Genomic DNA, 10,611 nt, shown 5'->3' with positions numbered 1-10,611 from the left:
GCTGCGCGGAGAATGCTCGGAACGCCGCGCGCGATCATTTCGGAACCCTGCACGCCATCAACTCGGTACGGTGCGCGCGATGCCCTCGGAATCGGCAGCGGGATCGGCATGTGCAGGTTCTGCCAGCACCCCAGGCAGATGATTGCAGGCTCCGGCGTCATCGCGAGCTACCGTCCGTCTTGTCCATTCTGTCGGCCCGCAACGCTAGCACCTTTGCCCTCGCACAGCGGCGCATTTCTCGCGGAGCTCAGGACCGGCGCGCCGCCTCCTCTGGGTCGACGAAGGCGAGCCCGATCCGGTTCTTCTGGATCCAGATAACCCGGCAATCGCGGACCGAGGAATCCTTGGCCATGACGAGGCGAAAACGCTGGGGGACGAAGGCGGGATTGTCGACGTCGATCGCCGCGCCGGCAGGTGAGATGTTGCGCACGACGCAGCTCATCACCGAGCCGCCCGACGAGACATAGGCCAGCTCTTCGATGTCGATACGCGGATACTTTCGTTTGTCGTCCATGCACCGTCTGCCTTTGATCCAAGCCTAGCCGGATTGCCTAAACAAATTGCACGATCCCCGGGTTTCCCCAGCGTCATTTCATTGTGCGATGCAATGGGATGGCGGCTCGCGCGAAAGCCAATCGCGCGCCCTCGGCATAGGTTCCCGACAAGACCGCACCTCGGCCACAGGTCGGGCGCGAATCGGTCCGCTTTTTTTCAAGTTCCCGTGACGAATTGGGCCGGCCGCGCCGCTGCGGCAGGATAGCCGGGCGCAGTGCCTTCCACCTACCCCAGGGCAAGGTTGCCCGGCTATTCGCCCCAAGCGGACGTCAGGCCGATCCGCTTTTCGGGGCGACGGGAAAAAGAGACTCGATAATCGCCTTGAGCTGGTCGATCGAAATCGGCTTGCGCAGGATAGGCCTGCGCCGGAGCAAGGACGGCAGCAACTCCGGTCCGTAACCCGTGGCAAACAGAAACGGCTTGCCGCGACGCTCGATCAGGTCGGCGACGGGATCGACGTAAAGCCCCATGAGATTGATGTCGAGAATGGCGAAATCGTATTGCGCCGTCATCGCGAAGGCGCTCGCGTCCTGAACATTGTCGGCTTCAGCGACGACATGGTGGCCAAGCTCCTCCACCATGTCGGCAATCATCATCCGGATCAACGCCTCGTCTTCGACCAGGAAAACGGAGAGTGCGCCCGTCGTCATATTAACCCCGCAGCGATCATTTGCAGCTAATCATAACCGCATCGCCGCGAGGATTCACGAGTTCGTGGCAACCGAGCGCGACAAATCTTATTCAAACGCGGATCAATCCAGGCCGCGCTCGTGGCTGAGGTGGACCATCTCCTGGATGAAGACTTCCTTCTGCTTGTCGTCCAGGCTCGAGTACAGCGGCTCGGCGGCATCGGCGACGTTGCGCTGGTCGGCAGCGCGGTCGATGAGGAACTGCGCCTCGTTGCGCATCTGCTCGATGATGTCGTCCGGCGGATCGCGCTTGGCGCGGGCAATCCGCAGGTTGAGCCGCTCCGCACCATTATGCCCGAGGTAGTGCATGGCGCTGGAGAAACCGTACCAGTGCTTCTCCTGGTCAGGCGTGAGGTTCAACTCGGTCTTGATCCGCTCGATATAGGAATCACTGTTGGCGACGATCTGCTCGGCCGTAAGTTGCGATGCGCCATTCTGGGTGAGAACGGTGACGTCCTTCGCCGCCTCCTTCGGTGCCTCCTTGCCGGCCTTGGCAGTCTTGCTGCCCTTGCCGCTCTTGGCGTCCTTGGCACCCTTTGCGTCGGCGCCCTTGTCGGCCCCCTGCTGCTTCGCGTCCTTGCTTGCGTCTTTGCTGGCCGGCGCCTGGTTGTTGTTGCCGACCCCGAGCACGCCGGTGAAGACACCGACCACGCCGCCAATCGCGCCGCCTAGCACGCCACCGACCGGGCCTGCGGCCTTGTTGCCGGCGGCCGCGCCCTCCTGAACACCTTTGACGAGGCCCTGCGCATTGGCGACGCAAGCGGCGCCCAGCAGAAAGGTAACGACTGACCCGAGCGCGAACCATCGTCGCAGGCGAAGCCGCGCAGGCGGCGTCGGGTTGATCATTCTGGTCTCCATGTCGATCTGATTGGGTGTTCGGAGGATGGAATCGCAGACAGGTCTGCCGGTCGGAACTCTAGCGTCTTCGCGTCGCGCCGGTCCAGATCGAGAAGCGCCCCTCCACATCCGAAAAGTCTGTCCTGCGAACCGGTTAGTTCAGGTTTATTCGGAACTGCGGCGTAATTGCGCTCGAACGAACCTCGCCCATCCCAACCACAGTGTGCGTCGCAAAAGGAGCCGTCTAGGTTCAACACCGCAACGCGCGCGCGAGGCGAAGCTGCCGCTCTCTTGGACTCAACGTTAGTTCAAGAAATGCTCGCATGGGATTTCTCGACAGACGCGAACAATTCTGATCTGATCGCGCTACCAATTCTCCGCGGCTCGCGTGACTAGCCACGCGAGGCGACGGCAAGAACAACAAAAAACGCAAAAAGCAAAACAACGAATGCCAGAGCGAGGAAACGAGATGTCACGCAAGAAGCTCACGCGGCGACAATTTGTGGCCGCAACTGCCATGTCCTCCGCAGCCCTGATCACCGCGCCATACGTGCGCGGCGCCTACGCCGCCGGCAAGCTCTCGATCGGCTTCTGGGACCACTGGGTGCCCGGCGCCAACGACAGCTCCAGGGCTCTCGTCAACGAATGGGCCGCGAAGGAAAAGGTCGAAGTCTCGATCGACTACATCACCAGCAACAACAAGAAGATCGAGCTGACCGTTGCCGCCGAAGCGCAGGCCAAGTCCGGTCACGACATTCTTCAGATGTACACCTGGTGGCCGCATGCTTATGCCGAGCAGCTGGAGCCGGTGAATGACGTCGTGGAGCCGGCGATCAAGCAGAACGGCGAGGTGAACGGCACCGTGAAATATCTCGGCCAGGCCGCAGGCAAATGGCTTGCGGTCCCTGCGACCCCGGGAAGCCAGATCAAGGGGCCTTGCTCACGCATCGATCTGATGAAGAAGCACGCCGGCATCGACGTCACGGAGCTGTACCCGGTGGGCGGACCGCCGAAGGCCGACAGCTGGAACATGGACACCTTCCTCAAGGCAGCGGAAGCCTGCCAGAAGGCGGGCTTTGCATTCGGCATCGGTCTTGGCGAGACCACCGACAGCGTCGATACGGCGGGCGCCATCTTCCAGTCGTTCGGCGCCGAGCTCGTCAATGCCAAGGGCGATCTCACGGTGAAGACCGATCAGGTCCGCCAGGCGCTCGAATACTACAAGAAGCTGATCGCCTTCCTGCCGCCGGACGCACCGTCCTGGGACGACGCCTCGAACAACAAATGGCTGATCTCGGGTCGCGGCGCCCTCATCATGAATCCGCCGAGCGCCTGGGCGGTTGCCAAGCGCGACGCACCGCAGGTCGCCGAGCAATGCTGGACCCACGGTTTCCCCGCTGGCCCGAAAGGCCGCTTTGCGCCGTATCTTCCCTACTATTGGGGGCTCTGGAGCTTCTCCAAGAACAAGGAAGCGGCCAAGAGCCTACTCACTTATCTGTCGCAGTCGTCATCGATCGAGAAATTCGTCGCGGCGAGCGGCGGCTACGACCTGCCGGCCTACGCCAACATGACGACGCTGAAGACCTGGGCCGAGGAAGGGCCGCCGAAGGGCACGCTCTATCACTATCCGAACCCCTACAATCATCAGACGCTGTCGATTGCGGCGTCTCCTGCGCCGCCGAAGATCGCCCAGCAGATCTACGCGCAGGCGACGCTGACCAAGATGGCGCTGCGTTTTGCGCAAGGAGAAAAGATGGAGACCGCGCTCGCCTGGGCCGAAGGCGAGTGCGAAGGCTTCATGCGAAGTTAAGCCGGGGTGTGCCACGGCGGTTCACGCATCCTTGCGTGAGCCGCCAGGGCGACGCGCCGCTCGACGAACGTGATCAGATGAAGTCGACATGAGGGTGCCGGCTTCACCGCTCAACATCCTGCAAGGAAGCTTGACCCGAGGATACTGACATGGCCGATGTCATCGTCGAGCATGGTCGCGTCGTTGGCACGACGGGTGCGCGCAAACGGACGGGCCTGCACAACGCGTTGCGGCGGAAGTCGATGGTGGCGTTCTTCCTGACGCTGCCGCTGATCGTGCTGATCGCGTTGTTCGTGCTCTACCCCGCCCTCTTCTCGATGCACCTCGCGACGCTGAACAAGTCGATGCAAAAGTTCGTCGGCTTCGGCAACTTCACTTTCCTGTTCAAGCGCGAAACGTTCTGGATGGTGGTGAAGCAGTCCTGCATCTTTGCGATCACCGCCGTGATCTTCAAGGCGCTGATCGGCTTCATCGTCGCGCATTTCGTCCACAACATCCCGGCCAAGGGCCAGCGCAAATGGCGCGGCATGCTGCTGGTGCCCTGGGTGATCCCGCCGGCGATGAGCACGCTCGCCTGGCTGTGGCTGTTCGATCCGTCCTACAGCGCGTTCAACTACACGCTCTCATTCTTCGGCGTCGGCCCGATCCCCTGGCTCGGCGATGCCGCGTGGGCGCGCTTCTCGGTCATTCTCGTCAACGTCTGGTACGGCTCACCATTCTTCATGATCATGTATCTGGCGGCGCTGAAATCGGTGCCCGACCAGCTCTATGAGGCGGCTGCGATCGATGGCGCCAACTGGTGGCAGAAAATCTGGTACGTGACGCTGCCGATGATGCGCAACATCATCGCGATCACGACGCTGTTCTCGCTGATCGTCACCTTCGCCAATTTCGACATCGTCCGAATCCTGACCTCGGGCGGGCCGCTCGACCAGACCCAGATCTTTGCGACCTACGCGTTCCGGGTCGGTATCGAGAGCAACGACATTCCGCTCGGCGCCAGCGTCTCGCTGTTCATGGTCCCCATCCTCGCCGTCGCGGCGATCTTCATCCTGCGCGACGTCAGCAAACGGGGGAACGAAGCCTGATGAGCACGATGGCGATCGACAAGGCCGGCCCCCGGCGCAACGTCAAATATGGCAGCATGAGCCGGGACCGCACCTGGGCGCTGCGCTGGTCCTACTTCTTCCTGGTGCTGTTTGCGATCTTCTTCCTGACGCCGCCGCTCTACATGGTGATCACCTCGCTCAAAAGCAGCGCCGAGATTTCGGCTGCGACCAATCCATGGTGGGTGTTCCACCCGACGCTGTCGAACTATGTCGAGCTGCTGACGTCGAACCAGTTCCTCCGCTTCTTCTGGAATTCGTCCATCGTGTCGCTGGTGGTGGTGTTCGTCACCATGCTGATCAGCATCCCTGCGGCGTTCGCGCTGGCGCGGATGAAGTTCTGGGGCTCGGCGACGCTCGCGACCGGCGTGTTCCTGACCTACCTGGTCCCGGACAGCCTCCTCTTCATCCCGCTGTTCAAGATGTTTGCGCTGGTCCAGGACCTGACCGGCATCACGCTGCTGAACAGATGGTACGTGCTGCTATTCATCTATCCGACGCTGACGGTGCCGTTCTGCACCTGGATCATGATCGGCTATTTCGCCTCGATTCCGAAGGAGCTCGACGAGGCCGCAATCATCGACGGCGCGTCCTGGCTCCAGACGTTGACGCGGATTTTCATTCCGGTGGCGCTGCCCGGCCTGATCGCGGCAACCATCTTCGCCTTCACGGTGTCCTGGGCGCAGTTCCTCTATCCGCTGGTGTTCACGACCTCCATCGATCAGCTCGTGCTGCCTGTGGGCATCACCACCACGCTGATCAAGGGCGACGTCTTCAACTGGGGCCAGATCATGACCGGCGCGCTGCTCGGCGCGGCGCCGCCGCTGATCATCTACGCCTTCCTGATGGACTACTACATTGCCGGCCTGACGGCCGGCGCGACGAAGGGTTGAAAGAGAGGTTGGAGTTTCATGGCTGACGTTTCCTTGCGCAAGGTGGTCAAACGTTACGACGACGTCGAGGCGGTGCGCGGCATCGACCTCGACATCGCCGACCACGAGTTCATCGTGCTGGTGGGCCCGTCGGGCTGCGGCAAGTCGACCACGCTGCGAATGATCGCAGGGCTCGAGGACATCAGCGACGGCGACATCACGATCGGCGGCGACGTCGTCAACGACGTGCCGCCGAAGGATCGCGACATCGCGATGGTGTTCCAGAACTACGCGCTCTATCCGCACATGACGGTGGCCGAGAACATGTCGTTCGGGCTGCGCCTGAAGCACTATCCGAAGGCCGAGATCAAGGCGCGCGTGACGGAAGCCGCCCGCCTCCTCGACATCACCGACCTGATCGACCGCAAGCCGAAGCAGCTTTCGGGCGGCCAGCGCCAGCGCGTCGCGATGGGGCGCGCCATCGTGCGCAATCCGAAGGTGTTTCTGTTCGACGAACCGCTGTCCAATCTCGACGCCAAGCTGCGCGTGCAGATGCGCATCGAGATCAAGAAAGTGCATCAGAAGGTGCGCACCACCACCGTCTACGTCACCCACGACCAGGTCGAGGCGATGACGCTGGCCGACCGCGTCGTGGTCATGAACAAGGGGCGCATCGAGCAGATCGGCACGCCGAACGAACTCTACCACAAGCCGGCGACGCGCTTCGTCGCGGGCTTCATTGGCTCGCCCGCGATGAACTTCGTGCCGTGCCTGCTCGAGGACGTCGGCGGAAAGCTCAACCTACGCCTCACGGACCGCATCGCCTTCCCGCTGCCGCCGGCGCGCGCGGCGCGCTACAACGCCCTGCCGCGCGCCGACAAGCTTCAGCTCGGCATCCGGCCCGAGCACCTCACCGAGTCGCATGCGCATCTCGAGCCCGGCGTCGAGACCTTTGACACCGTGCTCGACGTCACCGAGCCCATGGGCATGGAGACGCTGGTCTACTTCACGCTCGAGGGCACACCGGTCTGCGGCCGCGTCAATCCCAATGCCGGCGCCAAGGACGGGGCACCCATGCGTTTGGCGATGGACCTCAACAATATGCACCTGCTAAACGAGGCGACCGGCCTCGTGCTGTGACGGTCGGTCAAGAAAACCTCGAGCAGGCAGGGGACGATGGCGACCAACAAGAAGAAGATTTTTGTCACGCAAACTTTGTCAAAGGGCGCACGCGCCCTTCTCACCCAGCGGGACGACATCGAGCTCGTCGAGTTCTCCAACCTGATCTCGGCTTCGGACTTCCAGGCGATGCTGACGGCGCATGCGCCGGTTCATGGCGTCGCGCTCGGCGCGACCCGGTTCGGCGAACCCGAGCTCGAGGCATCACGCGACATGAAGGTGGTGACTCGGATCGGCGTCGGTTACGACGCGGTCGACGTGCCGGCCCTCTCGCGCCGCAAGGTGCCGCTGATGGTCGCGGGCAGCGCGAACTCGCCGTCGGTCGCGGAAGCCGCGCTGTTCATGATGCTGACGCTCGCCAAGCGCGCGCAGGAACTGCATGCCTGCGTCAGGGACGACAGATGGGCCGACCGGCTCGGCATCCTGCCCTTCGACCTCTACGGCAAGACCGTGCTGATCGTCGGCTTCGGCCGCATCGGCAGCCGCACCGCCAAGCGTTGCCTCGCCATGGAAATGAACGTGCAGGTCTACGACCCCTACAAGCCGGCGACCGACATCAAGGCTGCCGGTTGCGAGCCGGTCACCGATATCGATGCGGCGCTGCCCCGCGCCGACTTCGTCAGCATTCACTGCCCGAAGACGCCCGAAACCGTCGGTATGTTCAACGCGGCGCGGATCGGCCTGATGAAGCGCACGGCCTATCTCATCAACACCGCGCGCGGCGGCATCGTCGAGGAGAAGGCGCTCTACGACGCGCTCACCTCGGGCAGGCTGGCCGGCGCCGGCCTTGACGTGTTCGAGCAGGAGCCGCCGCCTTCGGGGCATTCGCTGTTCGAGCTTGCGAACGTCATCATGGCGCCGCATGTGGCCGGGGTCACGGTCGAGGCCGTCGATCGCATGAGCGAGCAGACCGCCCGCAATATCCTGAGCGTGCTCGATGGCGATCCGATCCGCCAGAACGTCATCAATCAGGACGTTTTCGGCTGACCGCCCCGATTTTCCGAGAGGCGGACATTTATCCGCCTCTCCAAAGCCAACCGAGTGTCCCATTTCGGCACAATCGGGCCCAAACCTGGCCTTAATCAAAGGCAACCTAAGGTGACAGGTCGCGGCCGGCCGTGGGACAGAATTGCCGGCGCGTCCTCTTGGAGGATGGACCCTTGTCAGACATCGACCCGACCGATCACGCGTTGGCGACGATCGCCAGCATTCTCGAACCGGAATCACCGCGCGAGGCCGAGAAGCCCGCAGCGATCGAGGCAATCGAAGCGATCGACGAGCAGCCGCTGGTGCCGGAGCACCCGGCCGATGCCGAGGGCTACAGCAAGCTCGGGCCCGGACCGATGGAGGCGCTGCGGTTCAAATGGACCGTGCAGCGCGGCGAGGACGATCTCTACTACGTCCACGAGACCATCGGCCAGTATTCCACGCCCGTGGTCAGCGGGCCGATGTCGGGCGAAGCTGCGGTGCAGTTCGTCGACGAGCGCGAGAACGAGGCGCATCGCCGTTTCGAGACACTGCGCGACGAGATCGCCAACCGCAGCTCGGTCGCCGACATCGTACGCAAAGGTGAGGCGTAAGCCTCACCTTCTGCCCAAAAAATCCTTCTTCACGAGATCGACGCCAGCGTGCCGCAGGATGTCGTAGGCGGTCGTGACGTGGAAGAAGAATTGCGGGACCGTGAAGGTCAGAAGCAGCGAACGCCCGGTGAAGGGCAGCTCGGTGCCACTTTTCAGGCGGAAGGCGACGTCCTTGTCGCCGGCAGCATCGATCTCGGCCCGCGGCAGGCTCTCGACGAAATCGACCGCGGCCGCGATGCGCCGCTGTTGCTCCGCAAGATCAGGTTTCGCGGCGGCAAACGTGATCGGCTCGCGCCCGGCAAGCAGCGCGGAGCCGACCACGGCATGGCGGACCGCTTCGCCCACCTGCTGCGCCAGATCATACATGTTCGGATAGAGCCGCATGCCCAGCAGGATCGCCGGATCGATCTTGCGCGCCTCGGCATGAGCGGCGGCCTTGTCGAGCAGCCCGGACAGGTTGCGCAGGAACGGCACGAACATGCCGACGGAGATCTCATGGAGGGAGAGCGTCACCTCAAAAATTCCTTCTCGCCTGTTGCCGACATCTGGTCTAAATCCGCATTTCCGAGAGCAACATGGCAGCTCATGCGAGGGTGGGAAAGAGATGATCGTTCGACGACTGGCGGTTCTGACCGCGGCGGTGGTGATGAGCTTTGCGGCCCATGCGCAGGATACAACGTCCGCTTCCCGCCTCGATGAGATCATCAAGCGCGGTACCTTGCGCGTCGGCATGACCGGCGACTACCGGCCCTTCACCTCGCTCGACAAGACGACGCAGAAGTTCAGCGGCTTCGATGTCGATATGGCCGAGGCGCTGGGCAAGGCGCTCGGCGTCAAGGTCGAGTACGTCCCAACCGCGTGGCCCAAGCTGATGAAGGATTTTGAGGCCGACCAGTTCGACATCGCGATGGGCGGCGTCTCCATCACCTTCGACCGCCAGAAGAAGGGCCTGTTCTCCACGCCCATCATGCGTGAGGGGAAGACGCCGATCGCGCGCTGCGCCGACGTCGCCAAGTACCAGACGCTCGCCGATATCGACAAGAAGGGCACGCGGGTCATCGTCAATCCCGGCGGCACCAACGAGCGCTTCGCGCGGGCCAACATCAAGGACGCCGACATCAACGTCTTCCCGGATAACACCACGATCTTCGGCGAGATCGCCAAGGGCAATGCCGACCTGATGATGACCGACGCCTCGGAGACGCGCTACCAGCAGAAGCAGCATCAGGGCGTGCTCTGCGCGGTGCATCCGGACAAGCCGTTCGATTTCTCGGAGAAGGCCTACTGGCTCCAGCGCGACGTCGCGCTGAAGGCCTTCGTCGACCAGTGGCTGCACGTCTCCATGGAGGATGGCAGCTACCAGAAAATCTATGGCGCCTGGTTCGACTAGGGTGTCGCAATGGTCCGCATTTTGGCTGCCCGCCGGTCAAACCTTGGACCGAGTTGGCGCGCATTGAACCAAGATCGAAGGGAGCACGACTCATAGCTTGAAAGTGATCTGGATCACGTTTCGCCACGGGGCCGGGGCGTAATGGTCGATACGGGGACCACCTGCTCAGGAGATTGCAATGAAGAAGCTGTTGGCGTTGGCCGCATTTCTTTTGGCGAGCACGACCGCGCAAGCGCAATACACCTTCGAGTATGGCGGCCGTACCATCCGCATCGACCCCGACCGCGGCACGGTGCAGATCCCCGGGGTCTACGACAACACCGGCCAGAGCAAGCCGAAGAAGGCCAAGAACGACGCCAAGAACGACGCCAAGAACGACGTCAAGAACGACGTCAAGAACGACGGCAAGACCGATACCAAGCCCAAGGCGGACACGCAGCCGCCCCAACAGGCCAAGGTCGATCCGCAGCCGCCAGCCAATCCCGCGCCGGCTCCCGTGACACCGCCTCCGGCGGCCGAGCAGGCGCCCGCAGCAGCACCCGCGCCAGCTCCAGCAGCCGCCGCTCCGCCTCCGGCTCCACCCGCCCCGCCCG

General features: G+C 62.9%; 11 protein-coding genes and 1 pseudogene. 8 read left to right on the top strand and 4 right to left on the bottom strand.

Annotated features, from left to right (window positions below; translation table 11 throughout):
- Positions 1-247: 247 nt before the first annotated feature.
- The 3 genes from QQL28_RS44795 to QQL28_RS44785 form a co-directional block, all read right to left on the bottom strand.
- Positions 248-514 carry a PilZ domain-containing protein gene (locus tag QQL28_RS44795; RefSeq protein WP_284276204.1) on the bottom strand — a complete coding sequence of 89 codons (267 nt, stop codon included), beginning with the start codon at positions 512-514 and terminating at the stop codon, positions 248-250.
- Between the two features lie 310 nt (positions 515-824).
- Entirely contained in the window at positions 825-1,205 is a 381-nt protein-coding gene (locus tag QQL28_RS44790; RefSeq protein ID WP_284276202.1) for a response regulator, read from the bottom strand.
- A 102-nt stretch (positions 1,206-1,307) separates the two neighbouring features.
- Complete coding sequence (locus tag QQL28_RS44785) at positions 1,308-2,090, bottom strand: Spy/CpxP family protein refolding chaperone (protein ID WP_284276200.1); 783 nt, start codon at positions 2,088-2,090, stop codon at positions 1,308-1,310.
- A gap of 460 nt (positions 2,091-2,550) precedes the next feature.
- Here QQL28_RS44785 and QQL28_RS44780 point away from each other — a divergent pair, with 460 nt between their 5' ends.
- The 6 genes from QQL28_RS44780 (at position 2,551) to QQL28_RS44755 (ending at position 8,628) form a co-directional block, all read left to right on the top strand.
- The gene (locus tag QQL28_RS44780; protein WP_284276199.1) at positions 2,551-3,891 is read left to right on the top strand and encodes an ABC transporter substrate-binding protein; all 1,341 of its coding nucleotides are present in this window, start codon (positions 2,551-2,553) and stop codon (positions 3,889-3,891) included.
- A gap of 149 nt (positions 3,892-4,040) precedes the next feature.
- Positions 4,041-4,979 (top strand): carbohydrate ABC transporter permease, encoded by a 939-nt coding sequence (locus tag QQL28_RS44775; RefSeq protein WP_284276197.1) that lies wholly within the window; start codon positions 4,041-4,043, stop codon positions 4,977-4,979.
- The gene (locus tag QQL28_RS44770) at positions 4,979-5,890 is read left to right on the top strand and encodes a carbohydrate ABC transporter permease (RefSeq protein ID WP_284276195.1); all 912 of its coding nucleotides are present in this window, start codon (positions 4,979-4,981) and stop codon (positions 5,888-5,890) included. Before QQL28_RS44775 ends, QQL28_RS44770 begins: the two co-directional genes overlap by 1 nt.
- 18 nt (positions 5,891-5,908) lie before the next feature.
- Positions 5,909-7,009, top strand: a complete 1,101-nt coding sequence (locus QQL28_RS44765) for an ABC transporter ATP-binding protein (protein WP_284276193.1) — start codon at positions 5,909-5,911, stop codon at positions 7,007-7,009.
- Positions 7,010-7,045: 36 nt separating this feature from the next.
- Positions 7,046-8,035 carry a hydroxyacid dehydrogenase gene (locus QQL28_RS44760; RefSeq protein WP_284276191.1) on the top strand — a complete coding sequence of 330 codons (990 nt, stop codon included), beginning with the start codon at positions 7,046-7,048 and terminating at the stop codon, positions 8,033-8,035.
- Positions 8,036-8,208: 173 nt separating this feature from the next.
- Positions 8,209-8,628, top strand: coding sequence for a hypothetical protein (locus QQL28_RS44755; RefSeq protein ID WP_284276189.1), 420 nt, complete (start codon positions 8,209-8,211; stop codon positions 8,626-8,628).
- Between the two features lie 3 nt (positions 8,629-8,631).
- On the opposite strand, the gene QQL28_RS44750 is transcribed toward QQL28_RS44755, so the two are convergent.
- On the bottom strand, positions 8,632-9,108 hold the full coding sequence (locus QQL28_RS44750) for a DUF1993 domain-containing protein (protein ID WP_431309731.1): 477 nt from the start codon (positions 9,106-9,108) through the stop codon (positions 8,632-8,634).
- 124 nt (positions 9,109-9,232) lie between these two features.
- Here QQL28_RS44750 and QQL28_RS44745 point away from each other — a divergent pair, with 124 nt between their 5' ends.
- Positions 9,233-10,018, top strand: coding sequence for a transporter substrate-binding domain-containing protein (locus QQL28_RS44745; protein ID WP_284276185.1), 786 nt, complete (start codon positions 9,233-9,235; stop codon positions 10,016-10,018).
- Positions 10,019-10,196: 178 nt separating this feature from the next.
- A pseudogene (locus QQL28_RS44740) lies at positions 10,197-10,611 on the top strand (hypothetical protein); the annotation flags it as partial.

It is taken from the genome of Bradyrhizobium iriomotense, assembly GCF_030160715.1.
In the GTDB taxonomy this organism is placed as follows: Bacteria; Pseudomonadota; Alphaproteobacteria; order Rhizobiales; family Xanthobacteraceae; genus Bradyrhizobium; species Bradyrhizobium iriomotense.
Note: the sequence above shows the minus strand (reverse complement) of the source record. Positions and strands in the feature narration are given on the sequence as shown.

Bases quoted from the DNA above. Each gene is read 5' to 3' on its own strand.
- QQL28_RS44790 (WP_284276202.1), bottom strand. From the start codon at position 1,205: ATGACGACGGGCGCACTCTCCGTTTTCCTGGTCGAAGACGAGGCGTTG.
- QQL28_RS44770 (WP_284276195.1), top strand. From the start codon at position 4,979: ATGAGCACGATGGCGATCGACAAGGCCGGCCCCCGGCGCAACGTCAAA.
- QQL28_RS44775 (WP_284276197.1), top strand. From the start codon at position 4,041: ATGGCCGATGTCATCGTCGAGCATGGTCGCGTCGTTGGCACGACGGGT.
- QQL28_RS44780 (WP_284276199.1), top strand. From the start codon at position 2,551: ATGTCACGCAAGAAGCTCACGCGGCGACAATTTGTGGCCGCAACTGCC.
- QQL28_RS44760 (WP_284276191.1), top strand. From the start codon at position 7,046: ATGGCGACCAACAAGAAGAAGATTTTTGTCACGCAAACTTTGTCAAAG.
- QQL28_RS44795 (WP_284276204.1), bottom strand. From the start codon at position 514: ATGGACGACAAACGAAAGTATCCGCGTATCGACATCGAAGAGCTGGCC.
- QQL28_RS44765 (WP_284276193.1), top strand. From the start codon at position 5,909: ATGGCTGACGTTTCCTTGCGCAAGGTGGTCAAACGTTACGACGACGTC.
- QQL28_RS44745 (WP_284276185.1), top strand. From the start codon at position 9,233: ATGATCGTTCGACGACTGGCGGTTCTGACCGCGGCGGTGGTGATGAGC.
- QQL28_RS44785 (WP_284276200.1), bottom strand. From the start codon at position 2,090: ATGATCAACCCGACGCCGCCTGCGCGGCTTCGCCTGCGACGATGGTTC.
- QQL28_RS44750 (WP_431309731.1), bottom strand. From the start codon at position 9,108: ATGTTCGTGCCGTTCCTGCGCAACCTGTCCGGGCTGCTCGACAAGGCC.